The 15,819-nt window shown below is 67.5% G+C and carries 15 protein-coding genes; 12 read left to right on the forward strand and 3 right to left on the reverse strand.

Annotated features, from left to right (window positions below; translation table 11 throughout):
* Positions 1 to 168: 168 nt before the first annotated feature.
* From VH571_RS09450 to VH571_RS09465, 4 genes are all read left to right on the forward strand, one after another.
* Positions 169 to 567, forward strand: coding sequence for a hypothetical protein (locus VH571_RS09450; protein WP_423264339.1), 399 nt, complete (start codon positions 169 to 171; stop codon positions 565 to 567).
* Between the two features lie 32 nt (positions 568 to 599).
* Positions 600 to 797, forward strand: a complete 198-nt coding sequence (locus VH571_RS09455) for a YegP family protein (protein WP_423264340.1) — start codon at positions 600 to 602, stop codon at positions 795 to 797.
* A 70-nt stretch (positions 798 to 867) separates the two neighbouring features.
* Positions 868 to 1,500, forward strand: coding sequence for a DUF4166 domain-containing protein (locus VH571_RS09460; protein WP_423264342.1), 633 nt, complete (start codon positions 868 to 870; stop codon positions 1,498 to 1,500).
* Positions 1,497 to 2,465, forward strand: coding sequence for an epimerase (locus tag VH571_RS09465; RefSeq protein ID WP_423264343.1), 969 nt, complete (start codon positions 1,497 to 1,499; stop codon positions 2,463 to 2,465). The genes VH571_RS09460 and VH571_RS09465 overlap by 4 nt, the downstream gene beginning before the upstream one ends.
* Before the next feature lie 111 nt (positions 2,466 to 2,576).
* Here the strand turns inward: VH571_RS09465 and glpK are convergent, their stop codons facing one another.
* The 3 genes from glpK to VH571_RS09480 all read right to left on the reverse strand — a co-directional run bounded on the left by glpK (position 2,577) and on the right by VH571_RS09480 (position 5,506).
* Positions 2,577 to 4,091, reverse strand: a complete 1,515-nt coding sequence (gene glpK, locus VH571_RS09470; protein ID WP_055963569.1) for a glycerol kinase GlpK — start codon at positions 4,089 to 4,091, stop codon at positions 2,577 to 2,579.
* A 364-nt stretch (positions 4,092 to 4,455) separates the two neighbouring features.
* Complete coding sequence (locus VH571_RS09475) at positions 4,456 to 4,872, reverse strand: hypothetical protein (protein ID WP_423264344.1); 417 nt, start codon at positions 4,870 to 4,872, stop codon at positions 4,456 to 4,458.
* Between the two features lie 52 nt (positions 4,873 to 4,924).
* Positions 4,925 to 5,506, reverse strand: a complete 582-nt coding sequence (locus tag VH571_RS09480) for a polymorphic toxin type 35 domain-containing protein (protein ID WP_423264345.1) — start codon at positions 5,504 to 5,506, stop codon at positions 4,925 to 4,927.
* Positions 5,507 to 5,683: 177 nt separating this feature from the next.
* Between VH571_RS09480 and VH571_RS09485 the strand changes: the two genes are divergently transcribed.
* The 8 genes from VH571_RS09485 (at position 5,684) to VH571_RS09520 (ending at position 15,747) form a co-directional block, all read left to right on the forward strand.
* Complete coding sequence (locus VH571_RS09485; protein ID WP_423264346.1) at positions 5,684 to 6,766, forward strand: permease; 1,083 nt, start codon at positions 5,684 to 5,686, stop codon at positions 6,764 to 6,766.
* Complete coding sequence (locus VH571_RS09490) at positions 6,759 to 7,574, forward strand: TIGR03943 family putative permease subunit (RefSeq protein ID WP_423264347.1); 816 nt, start codon at positions 6,759 to 6,761, stop codon at positions 7,572 to 7,574. The genes VH571_RS09485 and VH571_RS09490 overlap by 8 nt, the downstream gene beginning before the upstream one ends.
* Complete coding sequence (locus VH571_RS09495) at positions 7,555 to 8,820, forward strand: hypothetical protein (protein WP_423264349.1); 1,266 nt, start codon at positions 7,555 to 7,557, stop codon at positions 8,818 to 8,820. The genes VH571_RS09490 and VH571_RS09495 overlap by 20 nt, the downstream gene beginning before the upstream one ends.
* A 415-nt stretch (positions 8,821 to 9,235) precedes the next feature.
* Positions 9,236 to 10,309, forward strand: coding sequence for a LacI family DNA-binding transcriptional regulator (locus VH571_RS09500; protein WP_423264350.1), 1,074 nt, complete (start codon positions 9,236 to 9,238; stop codon positions 10,307 to 10,309).
* 49 nt (positions 10,310 to 10,358) lie between these two features.
* Positions 10,359 to 11,696 (forward strand): ABC transporter substrate-binding protein, encoded by a 1,338-nt coding sequence (locus VH571_RS09505; RefSeq protein WP_423264351.1) that lies wholly within the window; start codon positions 10,359 to 10,361, stop codon positions 11,694 to 11,696.
* Between the two features lie 11 nt (positions 11,697 to 11,707).
* Positions 11,708 to 12,649, forward strand: coding sequence for a carbohydrate ABC transporter permease (locus VH571_RS09510; protein ID WP_084816252.1), 942 nt, complete (start codon positions 11,708 to 11,710; stop codon positions 12,647 to 12,649).
* Complete coding sequence (locus tag VH571_RS09515) at positions 12,646 to 13,569, forward strand: carbohydrate ABC transporter permease (RefSeq protein WP_194600213.1); 924 nt, start codon at positions 12,646 to 12,648, stop codon at positions 13,567 to 13,569. Before VH571_RS09510 ends, VH571_RS09515 begins: the two co-directional genes overlap by 4 nt.
* Before the next feature lie 63 nt (positions 13,570 to 13,632).
* Positions 13,633 to 15,747: a beta-galactosidase gene (locus VH571_RS09520; protein ID WP_423264352.1), complete on the forward strand. Its 2,115-nt coding sequence runs from the start codon at positions 13,633 to 13,635 to the stop codon at positions 15,745 to 15,747.
* The last annotated feature ends 72 nt before the right edge of the window (positions 15,748 to 15,819 follow it).

Here is a 15,819-nt window from a genome sequence, read left to right on the forward strand (position 1 = left end):
ACGTAATAACTCGTCGATGCTGCGCACACAGAGTCGAGCATCTTTCGCATATTGCAAAAGCCTGTTACCGCAATGAAGATGCCGCTACATATCGATGTATGCCATGATATGCGCATATAGCCGGAGGGCCTCCGGCACATATCTGTCAGCACACGTCGAGAGTCAGTCATGCCATTCGAACAGAAGTACTCCCCCGACACGCGTGAGGCCTCGCTGGCCCGCGTGCTCGAGCGCCGCGAAGCCGAGCCGGGCAACCGCGCCATCATCCGCGAGACGGCCGACGAGTTCCAGGTCGGCGAGCAGTCGCTCCGCGGTTGGATCCGTGCACACGAGAAGGCCAACACCCCCGACGAGCCCGCCTCCGAAGCACCCGAGGTCGTCGAGACCGCCGCACCTCCCGTCGCTGCGGCTCCCGAGGCTCCGGCCGAGCCGCCGGTCCGACGAGGTCGCCCGAGTGCCGCGGCGTCGGCAGACGCGCGAGTGGCCGAGCTCGAGACCGAGGTCGCCAAACTGCGCCGTGACCGTGAAACCCTCAAGAGCGCCCTCGCCGTCCTGCTCTCCGACTAGTCTTCATCCACCGTCATCGACAAGGGGTACTCATGCCTGGCAAGTTCGTCCTCACCAAGACCGAGAGCGGTGCCTACCGCTTCAGCCTCGTCTCCACGAACGGTCAGGTGATCGCCACGAGCGAGAACTACAGCACCAAAGGCGCAGCACAGAACGGCATCGACTCCGTTCGCGATCACGCGACTGACGCGGTCGTCGACGACCAGACCGGGCGCGACCTCCTGCTCTAACCACGACGTCACTCCTCGACATCGAGGGATTCTCGAACATCGCTGCGAGGCCAACCGCTAGCGTCGAGCCATGGCCTCGCCGTACGAGCGCATCCTGGGGGACGAACTCGACAATCTGCACCCGCGTCTGCGGGCGTACTTCGGCGCGATCCCCGAGGGATCGGTCGGCCGGGGACAGGGCACGTTCGACGTGGTGGGCACCCCGCGCCGGTGGCTGTGGCCGGCGCTGCGGATCCTGAGTTTTCAGGGCATCGCCTTTCCGGTCTGGGCCGCCGACGTTCCCTTCGACGTCGAGAACCGCCCCGTGGTCGACGCGGCCGGAAACACAGCTGTCGCCGCCGTACGGACCTTCCACTTCGGCGAACGCCACGGCGGTACGCGCACCATGGTCGATGCCATCACGGCCGAACCCGCGGGCCTCGTCGATCACCTCGGCCCATCACGCCTGCTCGGCGCCGAGCTCTCGGCGACCGTGCGAGACGGGTCGTTGCGCCTGGATTCCCGTGGTCTCACCGTTCGGGTCGGACGTCGCCGAATGGCACTCCCCCGCGCTCTCGCGCCGCGCGTCGCCCTTACCGAGCGCTTCGACGACGACGTCGACCGCCAGCACGTCACGGTGATCCTCTCGCTGCCACTCGTCGGCCGGGTCTACGAATACTCCGGCCACTTCGACTACGCCATCACTCTGGAAGAGGCACCATGATCGACCGCATCGTCATCGCCGGGGCTTCGGGCTTCATCGGCGACCACCTCGCCCGCGTGTTCCGCGCCGAAGGCTCCGAAGTGAAGCTGATCGGGCGCACCGGCCCCGATGCGCGCTGGGGAGAGACGACCAGGATCCGGCAGCTCGTCGATGGAGCCGACCTCGTCATCAATATGGCCGGCAAGAGCGTCAACTGCCGCTACGGCGAGGCGAATCGGCGGGAGATCCTCCGGTCGCGCATCGAGACGACTCGCGAGCTGGGCGAGGCGATCGCCGCGAGCGACAACCCGCCGCCACTGTGGCTGAACTCATCGACGGCGACCATCTACCGCCACGCCGAAGACCACCCGCAGACCGAGTCGACCGGCGAGATCGGCCAGGGCTTCTCGGTGTCGATCGCCACAACTTGGGAGGACGAGTTCTTCGCGCGCGACCTGCCCGGCACCCGCCGTGTCGCGCTCCGCATGGCGATCGTGCTCGGCGACGGCAGTGCGCTCGTGCCCCTGATCAACCTCGCCCGCGCGGGCCTCGGCGGCCCTCAGCTCGACGGGCCGTGGCCGTCGACAGCAGCTCGACGCGAGGCCGGCACGTATCACGCGTTCGGTGCGGCGGGAGGGCGGCAGAAGTTCAGCTGGATCCACATCGACGACGTCGTCGGCAGCATCCGGTTTCTGCGCGAGCACGACGAGATCGACGGCGTCGTCAACCTCGCCTCCCCGAACCCCAGCGACAACCGCACGATGATGCGCGATCTGCGCCATGCGCTCGGCGTCCCGTTCGGCCTGCCCGCGTTCCGGTGGATGCTCGAACTCGGCACGGCGGCGATCCGCACCGAGGTCGAGCTCGTGCTGAAGAGCCGCTGGGTCGTGCCCGAACGGCTGACCGCGGCCGGCTACGAGTTCGAGCACCCGTTCCTCGACGAGACGCTCAAGTCGATCGTGGCGGAGCGGGCTGCGCGCGCCTGACGCGGTGGCTTCGCCGGCGGCGTTACTCGTGCCGTAACGCGTATCGCGGACTCGCAGACCTGCCGCGGCAGGCCTGCGAGTCCGCGATACGTGGTGCGGCGTCAGGGTTAGCTAGAGAACGTCTTCGTCGACCCAGTCGAAGGTCTTCGTAACGGCCTTCTTCCAGAGGCGCATCTGGCGCTCACGCTCGGCGACGTCCATCGACGGCTCCCAGCGCTTCGACTCCTGCCAGTTGGCGCGGAGTTCACCGAGGTTGGCCCAGAAGCCGACGGCGAGACCCGCGGCGTACGCGGCACCGAGCGCGGTGGTCTCGGCGACGACGGGACGCACGACCGGAACGTTCAGCAGGTCGGCCTGGAATTGCATGAGCGCGTCGTTGGCGGTCATGCCACCGTCGACCTTGAGCTCGGTGAGGTCGACACCGGAGTCGGCGTTGACCGCGTCGAGCACCTCGCGGGTCTGGAACGCGGTCGACTCAAGAGCGGCACGAGCGATGTGGCCCTTGTTGACGTAGCGCGTGAGCCCCACGATCGCACCGCGGGCGTCGGAGCGCCAGTACGGCGCGAAAAGACCGGAGAACGCCGGCACGATGTAGACGCCACCGTTGTCGTCGACCGTCGTCGCGAGCGTCTCGACCTCGGGCGCCGACTTGATGATGCCGAGGTTGTCTCGAAGCCACTGGATGAGCGATCCGGTGACCGCGATGGATCCTTCGAGGGCGTAGTGCGGTGCCGCATCTCCGAGCTTGTAGCCGAGCGTGGTGAGCAGGCCATTCTCGGAGTGGACGATCTCTTCGCCCGTGTTGAAGATGAGGAAGTTACCGGTGCCGTAGGTGTTCTTCGACTCGCCCTGGTCGAAGGCGGCCTGACCGAAGGTCGCCGCCTGCTGGTCGCCCAGGATGCCGGCGATCGGCACCTCGCGGAGAAGCGACGAGTCGCTCGCCATTCCGTAGACCTCGGACGACGACTTGATCTCGGGGAGCATGGAGGCCGGAACGCCGAACACGTCGAGGATGTCTTGACGCCACTGGAGCGTCTCGAGGTCCATGAAGAGGGTGCGCGAAGCGTTGGTCACGTCAGTGACGTGGACACCGCCCTTGGTGCCACCGGTGAGGTTCCACAGCACCCAGGTGTCGGTGGTGCCGAACAGCAGGTCGCCGGCCTCGGCTTTCTCGCGGGCCCCGTCGACGTTGTCGAGGATCCACACGATCTTGGTTCCGGCGAAGTAGGTCGCGAGCGGCAGACCGACGATCGGCTTGAAGCGCTCGACGCCGCCGTCCTTGGCGAGGCGGTCGACGATCGACTGGGTGCGCGTGTCTTGCCAGACGATGGCGTTGTAGACGGGCTCGCCGGTGTTCTTGTCCCATACGACAGCGGTCTCGCGCTGGTTCGTGATACCGATCGCCTTGATGTCGTGGCGCGTGATGTTCGCCTTCGACAGCGCCTGGCCGATGACCTCGCGGGTGTTGTTCCAGATCTCTTTCGGGTCGTGCTCGACCCAGCCCGCACGGGGGAAAATTTGCTCGTGCTCGAGCTGACCCGTCGAGACGATCGACCCCGAGTGGTCGAAGATGATGGCCCTCGTCGAGGTGGTGCCCTGGTCGAGTGCGATGACGTATTCGCTCACTGCTAACTCCATTGTTGTGGGTGTGAGCCGCCGACTAGGCGACTGCGCGGGTCGGCGCACCTCTATCCAAGGTGAGCCACCTTTGAAATTAGTGGAGCGTGCACGGTCGCTACCAGCATGTGCACGGATGTGCAGTGCCGAGCTGGTGGGAGCTGCTGGCGCGGAGCCGGAGCGCCGGTGACGTGAACATCCGTGCACCCGAGGCCTCTGCTCGCGCGCCCGAGTTCCGAATTCCGAGTTCCGAGTTCCGAATTCGAAGGAGATTTGTGGGGCCGACCCCGCCGGATCCTGATGTCTTCATTGGCGGGCGGCGGTTTCTCCTTCGAATTCGGAGCAGGGCCGGAGTCGGAAGCAGGGCCGGGGGCTAGTCGGTCGGGTCGCCGCGCATCAGGCGTTCGGCGTCGACCGATGCAAGGGCCGCGATCTCGCGCAGCTGCTCGGCGACGCGCTCGTACCTCTCGACAAGTGGGAGGCCGAAGCCGGCATCGGGGCTCTCCGACAGTTCGCGATAGCCGGCCTGGGTCTCGGCGACCACTCGTAGGGCATCAGCGAGAGATCGGAGCTCCACTGCCACCGCCTTGTCGTAGGCCCGGGGCAGCCAGGCCATGCCGAGGATGTAGTGATCGGCGATGTCTCGAGCCGCGCCGATACGGTCGGTGCGCGGCAGGGCGTCGAGCCACGCAAGAAAGAATCGCTCGGAGGCCTCGGCGTGAGCATCGACGAAGGCCTCGTCGAGCGCCGAGAGGACGCCCCCGATCGGCCTACGAATGGCTATGGCCACGGCTTCCGTCGGGTCCGCCAGGACGGCCTCGCGGAGGGTGTGCTCAATTTCCCTATCGGACCCAACCATTGCTGATCTGGCCTCCACTCTTCGAATAGGTGACCACCACAGTTTTGTTCTTGTAGCGCCAAACTGCTTGCATGGCTCGACCGCTGCTGCCGTACGTCGAATGTTTTCCGTTCGCCATGGCGTTGGACATGATCTCTGCGACTTGGCTCCTGGACCGACCACCGACGGACGACCATTTGTGCCTCGAAACCATAATGTGCGACCACTTACTGCCGGTCGCCTTGAGCAAGTACGACTTTGCCGCCGACTTCAGGGCGGCCTTACCGAACTGTCGAATGATCGCACCTATGCCAATACGCGCGAGTACGCCAAGGAGGACCAACGGCAGGATTCGAGCCGAGGCCTCAGGAACCTCGTCACCCGTTTCAACACGCGCTTGAACGGAGCTCGGCGCGTCCGGTACGGCCATCTTCTCAGGGGCCGCCGGGTCGACCTCAACCTGACTCACGTGAGCAGTTGTCGCCAACGCCGGTGCGGGGTTGATGCTCGAAACACCGACCGCTGCTGCCACGAGTCCGGCGAGTACGACTCGATAGATCGCACTTCTTGCTGTCCTGACGACCATCTGCTCTCCTTTTCGACACATGAAATGTCAAGTTAACATTAACAATGAAGGTAGCCGGAACGTTCTGGCCGCAAACCGAAGGAGATCTGTGGAGGTGACCCCGCCGGATCCTGATGTCTTCGTTGGCGGGCGGCGGTTTCTCCTTCCAATTCGGACAGCGACGGCTACCGTCGACGCGTGACGACCACCCTGCCCGCGGCCCACGAGCACGGCGCGCCCCGCGACCCGGGCGCACCCCGCGACCCGGGCGGACCGCACGCGCACGGGCCGCGCCGCGCATCCCGCCGCCTGCTGGTCGCCGGGCTCATCGTTGTCGCAGCTCTCGCGCTCGTCCGGATTATTACCGCGACCCTGCCGGCCGGGATCCTGCCCGACCATCTGCAAGATTTCGTCACCCTCACGCTGAGCGTCATCGTCGAGTCGATGCCGTTCGTGCTGCTCGGCATCGTGCTGTCGATCGTGGTGCAGGTGTGGCTGCCCGCCGGATTCTTCGCGGCCTGGCTGCCGCGCAACCCCACCGCGAGGCGGGCCGTCATCTCGCTGCTCGGCGTCTTCCTGCCGGTGTGCGAGTGCGGCAACGTGCCTCTCGCACGCGGACTCGTCGTAAAGGGCTTCTCGGTCTCCGACTCGATGACGTTCTTGATCGCCGCGCCCATCGTCAACCCGATCACGATCATCACGACCTATCAGGCGTTCGGGTGGAGCGATGGAATCCTCGTCTCGCGCGTTCTGGGCGGCTTCGTCGTCGCCAACCTGCTCGGCTGGCTCTACGCCAAGCAGCGCGACGAGCGGTCGCTGCTGACGAGGCAGTTCGATGCGGAGTGCAGGATCCCCGAGACCCCGCACGACCACCCGCACTCGCGACCCACGTCGTCTGCTGTGCTCTTCCGCCGCGAGATGTCGACCATGCTCCCCGCTCTCGTCGTCGGGGCCGCGATCGCCGGCGGTGTGCAGACGCTCGTGCCGAGATCGGTGCTTCTGGCTCTGGGGTCGAACCCGCTCTGGTCGATCCTCGCGATGATGGCGCTCGCCTTCGTCATCTCGATCTGCTCGAACGTGGACGCGTTCTTCGTGCTGCCGTTCGCGTCGACGTTCCTGCCCGGATCGATCGTCGCGTTCCTCGTCTTCGGGCCGATCGTCGACATCAAGATGCTGACACTGCTCCGCACCACGTATCGACCGGTCGTGCTGGTGCAGATCTCTCTCGTCGTGGCGCTGGTCGCCGCGGCGCTCGGGCTGGCGGTGAACGCCCTTGCCTAGGCTCTCGCTCGCTGCACTGAGTGCTCGGTGGCGCGGGGTCGCCCTCACGCTGATCATCGGGGTGACGACGCTGTGGCTCGCCGCGGCGGGTCAGCTCGTGCTCTACATCCACCCCAGATACGTCGTGTTCACGGTCGTGCTGACGGTGATCGGGATGGCGCTGGCGCTGCTCGCACTGGCGCTGTCACCCGACGGTGATGACGAGCCGGGCCACGGCGGAGAGGATGCCCAGGCGGCCCAGCACGATGTATCAGCAGCCGCAGCCGCAGGCGCGGAGTCACCCGCCCGCCGCAGCAGCATCCTCGGCACCGCGGGTCTCGTCGTCACGGCGACAGTCGCGGCCAGCCTCGTCGTACTGCCTCCCGCAACACTCACCAGCGCCACCGCCGGCACTCGGGGTCTCGGTTCGGCGGTCGTCACGACCTCGGGCGGCGATGGTCCCGCGACCGGCCCGACCTCGACGTACACGGTGCTCGACTGGGCGACGCGACTGCGCCAGTCGACCGACATCGGCACCTACGAGAACCAGTCGGTGGATGTGACCGGCTTCGTCAGCCCCTCCCCCGACGACCCCGACAACTCGTTCTTCGTCACGCGCTTCGTCGTCACCTGCTGCGCCGTCGATGCCCAGCCGGTCGGCGTGCCCGTCTACGACCCGGGGTGGAGCAAAGACCTGAAGAAGAACCAGTGGGTCAGGATCCGCGGATCGTTTGCCACCAACCCCAGCACCGCGTCGTCGGCCCCGATCACCCTGGCGCCCCGGACCCTCACGAAGATCGCCCAGCCCCGTGACCCGTACCTCTACTGACTTCGGAGCGGCCGGCCCGGATGCCGACGACACCCCCCGCCAGCCGTCGTTCGCCCGGGCGTTCACCGTCGTCGTGATTGTGCTGGCGCTCATCTGCACCGCCCTGGTCGTCGTGACCCAGAGCCGCGGACCCCGCCTCGACGAGACGCGCGTCGACGCCTCCGCGGTCACCCAGCGGACCGACCAGCAGGCCCGGCTGTTTCTCAACGAGTCGGTGTCGACGGTGCGCTCGAGCCAGGTGCGCGTCACGCCGACGACGCCGTTCACCGTCTCGACGGCCGGCACGGTGGTGACCGTCCAGTTCTCCCGGCGACTGCACTCGGCGACGAGGTACTCCGTGGCCGTCGACGGGGTGACGAGCATCTTCGGGTCGCGCGACGCCGACGTCGAGACATCGTTCACGACAGCGAACGCCGAGGTGCTGACCCTCGACCGGTCGGCCACCGCCGGTGGCGTCGATCGGATCGTCGAAGCCTCGGTGAACACGGTCGGGCGCGACGTCGTCTACGAGGCCCGGGGTATTCAGGCCTTCGCCTCGATCGGTACCGACCTCGTCGTCGCAGCCAATGACGGGGGCGCGTCGACCCTGTCGATCGTCGCCCGTGACGGGACCCGCGAAAACCTGCTCCTGCCCGGCCCCGGGCTCGTGCGGAGCCTGTCTCTGGACGCGCCCACCGGGATCCTCGTCTTCGGGTTCACGGCCACGGGAGCCGCGCCCGACCCCGACGAGCGTCTCTACACGATCGACCTCGCCGGCGTGCACCGAGCCGAGCCGCTCAAGGGCGCGGACCGACGGGCTCTCGTGGCTACCGCCTGGGGCATGACACCCGGGGCACCGGTCGTCGTGACGCGCGCCCCCGGCGGCACCATCACGCGCGCCGATCTCGGACTCGAGGGCACGACGACGACTGTCTCGGCTGACTCTCTGACGGTCGGCGAACGATCGCTGATCGAGTCGGCGGGCACGGTTCGCGCAGGATCCGACACGGCTCGCCTCGCGACCTCGGCCCGGTCGATCATCGTCGGTTCGCGCGCGCTTTACACGGCGCCCTCCAGCTCGCGGCTGTCGTCGCTGGGCGTCTCGCCGAATGGCCAGTATCTGACGGTCGTGTCCGCTCCTGTCGGCGCTCGGTCGGATGGCGCGACGATCGCGCCGGCTCCCGTGGGGGCGACGACGCTCGTGCTCGACGCGGAGTCGGGCGCGCTCGTCGCGAGCTTCGCGGGGGCGTCGCTGCACTGGAACTAGCGGGCAAGGAGACGCCTTGCGGAGTGGCGGACGCGCCGCGGCACGTCGGGTGGTCCGCACGGTGTTTGCCGACGGGGGCGGTGGCGGGCCTTAGGTCCTGAATCCAGGTGCACTCGGCGTCGCTCCGTGCCGCGGTCCCGAACTCAGGACCAGCTGACGTGAACTCAGGTGCATCCTCTCGCTCGCGTGGCCGACTCAGGACAGCACGCCACGATTGGCCCCGAATTCAGGATTCGGGGCACCGAGCACCTGAACTCAGGAGCCCCTGGCCAAGGCGGCGTCGCACGAGTCACCGAATTCAGGAGCGCGAGGCGGCCGCCCTTGACTACGTAGACAAATACGTGTTCACTAGCCGCAGTCCCCCAATTGACTACGCAGTCAGCCCATCAGACACACCCACGGCAAAGGAGCCGAGATGCCATCGACGCCCGCCGACGACAGCGCGAATCGCACCGCCCGCCCCGTGTCGATGATGGACGTCGCAGCAGCAGCCGGCGTCTCGCAGAAGACGGTCTCGCGGGTCGTCAACGATGAGCCGCACGTCTCCCCCGTCATCCGCGAGCGCGTCCTCGGCACGATCGCCGAGCTCGGTTTCCGCCCCAACTCCGCCGCCCGCGTGCTCAAGGGTCAGCGGTCTCGGCGCATCGGCGTCATCACGATCGCCACGACCCTGCACGGCCCGGCCTCCACCCTCGCCGCGATCGAGCGCGAGACCCGCACCCGCGGCTTCTCTCTCACCGTGGTCCGCACCGACGAGACCGCGCCCGAAGACCTCCAGCCCGCCGTCGACTCCCTCCTCGACCAGAACGTCGAGGCGATCGTGATCTCGGAGCCGGTCGACCACCACCTGTCGACCCTCAGGATCCCTGCCGACGTCACCGTGCTCACGTTCGGGCAGGGGCCCGACGAGATCCGCCCGGGCTCCCTCGCCATCGCCATGGACGAGTCGGGCGGCGCTCGCGCGGCAACCGACCACCTGCTCGCTCTCGGCCACGAGACGGTCTGGCACATCTCCGGCCCGACCGACTGGATCCCGGCCAACCGCCGGGTCGCCGGCTGGGCCGCCTCGCTCGAAGACGCCGGAGCCGCCCGCCACGAACCGCTCGTCGGCGACTGGAGTCCGCGCAGCGGTTTCGAGGCGATGAGCAAGCTGCTGCAGCGCCCCGACGTCACGGCCGTGTTCGTCGCCAACGACCAGATGGCGATCGGCGCCATGTCGGCCATCCAGGCCAAGGGCCTCCGCGTGCCCGACGACATCAGCATCGTCGGCTTCGACGACAACCCGGTCGCCGAGTTTCTGGCCGTGCCCCTCACGACGATCCATCAGGACTTCGCCGAAGCGGCGCGCCAGGCGATGCACCGTCTCTTCCGCACCCTCGACGGCCACCCGCCGATCGAGAGCGCCCGGCTCTTCGCTCCGCAGCTGGTCACCCGCAGCAGCACGGCGAAGCCGTCCCCCGACCGCCGCCGGGTGCGCCCGGTCGACTGACACACGCGATCTTCCCCCCTTCCCTCGACGACGACGTCAGGAGTCACCGATGACCCCCTCTCCCCCCACCCGCAGAGACCTGTTCCGCTGGGGCGCGGTAGCCGGAGGCACAGTCGCGCTCGGCGCGCTCCTGTCGGCCTGCTCGACCGGACCAGGATCCAGAGCGGTCACCTCGGGCGCCGCCGACCTGTCGTTCTGGACTCACGACGACGGCTACGTGAAGTTCTTCACGGAGGCTCTTCCCACCGCGGACGCCGCCACGAAGTACCGCTACGCACTCGACATCACGAAGATCGCCGCCGCCGACATCCCGACGAAGCTGATCGCGCAGGCGGTCGCGAACACGGGGACCCCCGACGTGGTCGGCCTCGAGATCGGCGCGTTCGCCCGCACCCTCCGCGGCGATATCGCGAAGGAGCTGCTGGTCGACCTCTCCCCCTCGATCGCCGACTACAGAGACGACCTCATCAGCGCACGGCTGACCCCGTTCTCCAAAGACGGCAAGCTGTACGCCCTCGACTCCGACACCCCGCTCTGCGTCTACTACTACCGCCCGGAGCAGTTCGACAAGCTCGGCATCCCCGACGACCTCGCCACCTGGGAGGAGTACGAGGCGGCCTTCGCGAAGCTGAACCCGTCGAAGAACGTGTCGATGCATGCGGTCGCGACGAACGACCCGGGCGGGGCCGTCCAGAGCTACCAGATCATGCTGCTGCAGCGCGGCGGCGATCTCTGGGACGTCGACGGCAACCTGACGATCGAGACGCCCGAGGCCGAAGAGACACTCGCGTTCATCGCGAAGGGCGTCCAGTCCGGAGCCATCGCGACCGTCGCCGACATGTACGGGCCCAGCCTGCAGTCCGGCCTCAAGAGCTCGTCCATCGTGGGCGTGGATATGCCGTCCTGGTACGCCAGCTACGGCATCAAGCCGAACGTGCCCGAGCAGAAGGGCACCTGGAAGGTGCGGAAGCTGCCCGTTTTCGCCGGAGGCGGCCGGACGACCAGCGTCGGAGGCGGAACCGGGTTCGCCGCTATTCGCAACAAGCCTCTCTCTCAGGCGGGTGTCGACCTCGTTCTCTCGACCTACCTGAATGCCGACCAGCAGGTGAAGCGCTACCGCGACCTCGGGTACCTGCCGACGTTGCGGTCCGTCTTCGACGACCCACGCCTGTCGGCTATCAGCGATCCGTACTTCGACGGCCAGCGGCTCTTCGGCGTCTACAAAGACGTGATCGATGACGTCCCGTCGCAGCACCAGAGCGCCGACACGGCGATCCTCCAGACCGTGCTCAGCGGCTACCTCCTGCAGGCCTACAAGGGTCAGCTCACCGCCAAGCAGGCACTCAGCGCTGCGGCCGACGATTTCCGCGGCCAGGCCCGCGCCTAGAAGGGACGACCATGTCGACATCCACTGCGACCGGAGTTCCGGTCGCCGCGAGCCCCGAGTCGAAGACCCGCCGCCGCAAGCTCAACACCAGCGGCGGTCGTGCGCCGTACCTCTTCATCGCGCCGTTCTACGTGCTCTACGGCCTGTTCATGATCGTGCCGGTACTGGCAGCGGTCTACCTCAGCCTCACCGAGTGGGTCGGTCTCGGCTCGCCGAGGTTCATCGGGGTGACGAACTACGTCAACCTCGTGCAGGACACCAGCTTCGGCACCGCGCTCGTCAACTCGCTGATCTACACGCTCATCGCCGTCTTCATCGTGGTGCCGTGCTCGCTCCTCGTCGCCCAGGCTCTCAACGCCAAGGGGCTCAAGGCCCGCGACCTGTTCCGCGTGGCGTTCTTCATTCCGATGGTGCTGTCGCCGATCGTCATCGCGCTCATCTACAGCCTCATCTTCGACACCGACTACGGTCTGCTGAACTCGGCGCTGAAAGCGCTCTTCGGCCTACCGAACACCGACTGGCTCGGCGACCCGACCCTCGCCAAGCTGGCCATCGGCTTCGTGCTCCTCTGGCGCACGGTCGGCTACCTGACGATCTTCTTCCTCGCCGCCCTCCAGGCGGTCTCGCCCGAGCAGTACGAGGCGGCCTCGCTCGACGGTGCCGGGCCGATCCGCAAGTTCTTCTCGGTCACGCTGCCCGAGATCCGCCCGGTGACGAGCTTCGTCGTCGTCACGAGCTTCATCAGCGCGGCGCAGCTGTTCGATGAGCCCTACCTGCTCACCAAGGGCGGGCCCGGCGAGGCGACGCTGTCGGTCGCCATGTTCATCTACCGAGCGGCCTTCGAGAGGCAGCAGTTCGGGTACGCGGCCGCCGCCGGCGTCGTGCTCTTCGTCATCGTGTTCGGGGTCAGTCAGATCCTCAACCGCGCACTCGCCATCGGGAGGACCTCATGAGCGCCAGCAGCACCACCACGAGAGCCGACGCGCGCCGCGTCCGTGCCGAGAACGGCACCGGTTCGCCGCAGCAGCGACCGAAGAAACGCGCCAACGGCGGCTGGCTCGCCCGGCGAGGGCTGCTCTACGTCACCCTCAGCGTGCTTCTGCTCGTCTTCATCTTCCCGCTCGTCTGGGCACTGTCGGGCTCCTTCAAGAACCGCGGCGACATCTTCGCCACCCCGCCGAGCCTGATCCCCGACCCGGCCACGATCGCCAACTACGTGAACCTGCTCACGACGCAGCCGTTCTGGAAGTGGTTCGGCATGAGCGTCGGCACCGCGGCCATCGCCACCGTCATCTCGGTCTTCGTCTGCGCCCTCGCCGGCTACGGCTTCGCGAAGTTCCAGTTCCGAGGCAAGAAGGCCCTCTTCACCATCATGTTCTCGTCACTGTCGGTGCCGTTCGCGGTGATCCTGGTGCCGCTGTTCATCCTGGTGGTGAAGTCAGGGCTCTCAACGCCGTGGTTTGCACTGGTCGTGCCTTGGGTCGCCCCGGCGTTCGGCATCTTCATGATGCAGCAGTTCATCGTCCAGTCGATCCCCGACGAGATCATCGAGGCCGCCCGGATCGACGGCAACTCCGAGTTCGGCACCTTCTGGCGCGTCGTGCTGCCCCTGCTCCGCCCGTCGCTCGGCGCCCTGGCCGTCTGGGGCTTTCTGCAGAGCTACAACTCGTTCCTGTGGCCGCTCGTGCTGCTCTCCGACTCGAACCAGTACACGCTGCCGCTCGGCCTGAACGTGCTGTTCGCCGCCGAGAACCGCTCGTACGACCTCGTTCTGGCCGGCTCCGTGCTGGCCTCGGTGCCCACGATCCTCGTCTTCTTCCTGCTGCGGAAGCAGCTGCTCGACGGGCTCACGGCAGGCGCCGTGAAGGGCTAGAAAACCGGCGACAAGGATCCTGAACCACCGCATCTCGCATCACCGTCACTGAAAGGCACACCCATGCAGCACCTGACCGACCGCGTCCTCTTCGGCGCCGCGTACTACCACGAGTACCACGCCACCCCCCGGCTCGACGACGACATGCGCCTCATGAAGGAGGCCGGGTTCAGCGTGATCCGGGTGGGCGAATCGGTGTGGTCGACCTGGGAGCCGGAGAACGGCGTGTTCGAGCTGGAGTGGCTCGCGCCGATCCTCAACGCCGCGGAGGCGAACGGCATCAAGGTGATCCTCGGCACGCCGACCTATGCGATTCCGATGTGGCTGGCTCGCCAGTTCCCCGAGATCAACGTCGAGCGGAAGGCCGGCCACGCGATGGGCTGGGGCGCCCGGCAAGAGATCGACTACGCGCACCCGGCGTTCCTCTTCCATGCCGAGCGCGTCATCCGCAAGATCGTCGCCCGCTACGCCGAGCACCCCGCGGTGATCGGCTACCAGGTCGACAACGAGCCCGGCAACGAGATCATCGCCAACCGCGAGGTGTTCCAGAAGTTCGCCGACCACCTGCGGCACACCTACGGCACCGTCGAGAAGCTCAACGAGGAGTGGGGCCTCACCTACTGGTCGCACCGACTGTCGACCTGGGCCGACCTCTGGACCCCCGACGGAAACGTGCAGCCGCAGTACGACCTCGCCTGGCGCAAGTTCCAGGCGTCGATCACCACCGACTTCATCGCCTGGCAGTCGGGCATCGTTCGCGACTACTCGCGGGCCGACCAGTTCGTCACCACCTGCAACTCGTACGAGCGCCCCACCCTCGAAGACGACGCCGAGACCGTCGCCCTCGACATCACGGCCGGCAACCCGTACTACGGCATGCAAGACTCCCTCGCCCTCCCGTCTACCGAGAAGACGAGCCAGTACTGGACCTCGTCGGGCACCTGGTCGCTCTTCTCGAGCGGCGACCGCATGTACGGCTCGAAGCAGGCGCCGTTCCTCGTGACCGAGACGAACGCCCAGGCGATCGGCTTCTCCTGGTCGAACAAGCCGGCGTGGGACGGCCAGTGGCGACAGGCCGCGTGGGCACTGGTGTCGCGCGGGGCGACGATGATCGAGTACTGGCACTGGCACACCACGCAGGCCGGGGTCGAGACGTACTGGGGCGGGATCCTGCCGCACTCGCTCCAGCCGGGCCGGGTGTACCGCGAGATCGCCACAATCGGGGCCGACTTCGCTGCCGCCGGAGACCGCGTGACCGAGCTGACGCCGCACGCCGATGTGACGCTGCTGTTCTCGAACGCGTCGAAGTGGGCGCTCAACGAGCACCCGGCGCTCAGCCTGGAGGGCACTGGTCACGGGCCGGAGGCCGACCGCCGCTCGTTCCAGACGGTGTTCGACTCGTTCGCCCGCGGCGTCTTCGAGGCCGGACTGCAGGCGAACACGGTGCACCCGTCGCAGATCTTCTCGCTCGACCCGGCCGCGTTCGCCGCCGACCACCCCGTGCTCGTCGCCGCCGCGTTCACCATCGCCTCCGACGCCGAGCTGCAGTGGCTCGCGTCGTACGCCGAAGCCGGAGGGCACCTCGTCGTCGGTATCCGCACCGGCTACGAAGACCAGGAGCAGCGCGCCCGCCTCGAGCGGAAGCCGGCGTTCCTCGATGAGGCCGCGGGGGTCTGGTACGACGAATTCTCGAACCTCGCCGACCCGGTGGCTCTCACGTCGTCGCGATCCGACGCGCTCGGCTTCGTCCTCCCCGCCGGCGCAACGGGAACACTCTGGGCCGACGGCCTCCACAGCGAAGGATCCGAGGTGCTCGCCTCCTACGACCACCCCCACTTCTCGAAGTTCGCGGCCGTCACGACCAAGGCACACGGCGCCGGACGCGTCACGTACGTCGGCACCGTCCCCGACCTCGCGCTGGCGCGCGCGGTCGTCGACTGGGCGGTCGCGGTCGGCGCCGGAACGCCGACCTGGCGCCCGCAGACCGATTCGCAGACCGTGTCGTCGTCGGTGAACCGCCACGGCGAGACGATCCACGTCGTGCACAACTGGTCGTGGGAGCCCTCGACGTTCGAGCTGCCCGGTGCGGCGGCGGACGTGCTCGCGGGCACGGCGTTCGAGGCGGGTGCCACGATCGAGCTCGGCGCCTGGGATGTGCGGGTGTTCGCGGCCCGGTAGACCTCCCGCCCGTCGCCGAGTGGCGGSAAATGCCTCCCAGCCCCTGGCTGGCGCGGCATTTGCCGCCACTTG

This window comes from Frondihabitans sp. 4ASC-45, from assembly GCF_049472575.1.
In the GTDB taxonomy this organism is placed as follows: domain Bacteria; phylum Actinomycetota; class Actinomycetes; order Actinomycetales; family Microbacteriaceae; genus Frondihabitans.

Bases quoted from the DNA above. Each gene is read 5' to 3' on its own strand.
- VH571_RS09500 (WP_423264350.1), top strand. From the start codon at position 9,236: ATGCCATCGACGCCCGCCGACGACAGCGCGAATCGCACCGCCCGCCCC.
- VH571_RS09505 (WP_423264351.1), top strand. From the start codon at position 10,359: ATGACCCCCTCTCCCCCCACCCGCAGAGACCTGTTCCGCTGGGGCGCG.
- VH571_RS09455 (WP_423264340.1), top strand. From the start codon at position 600: ATGCCTGGCAAGTTCGTCCTCACCAAGACCGAGAGCGGTGCCTACCGC.
- VH571_RS09510 (WP_084816252.1), top strand. From the start codon at position 11,708: ATGTCGACATCCACTGCGACCGGAGTTCCGGTCGCCGCGAGCCCCGAG.
- VH571_RS09465 (WP_423264343.1), top strand. From the start codon at position 1,497: ATGATCGACCGCATCGTCATCGCCGGGGCTTCGGGCTTCATCGGCGAC.
- VH571_RS09450 (WP_423264339.1), top strand. From the start codon at position 169: ATGCCATTCGAACAGAAGTACTCCCCCGACACGCGTGAGGCCTCGCTG.
- VH571_RS09515 (WP_194600213.1), top strand. From the start codon at position 12,646: ATGAGCGCCAGCAGCACCACCACGAGAGCCGACGCGCGCCGCGTCCGT.
- VH571_RS09480 (WP_423264345.1), bottom strand. From the start codon at position 5,506: ATGGTCGTCAGGACAGCAAGAAGTGCGATCTATCGAGTCGTACTCGCC.
- VH571_RS09520 (WP_423264352.1), top strand. From the start codon at position 13,633: ATGCAGCACCTGACCGACCGCGTCCTCTTCGGCGCCGCGTACTACCAC.
- VH571_RS09460 (WP_423264342.1), top strand. From the start codon at position 868: ATGGCCTCGCCGTACGAGCGCATCCTGGGGGACGAACTCGACAATCTG.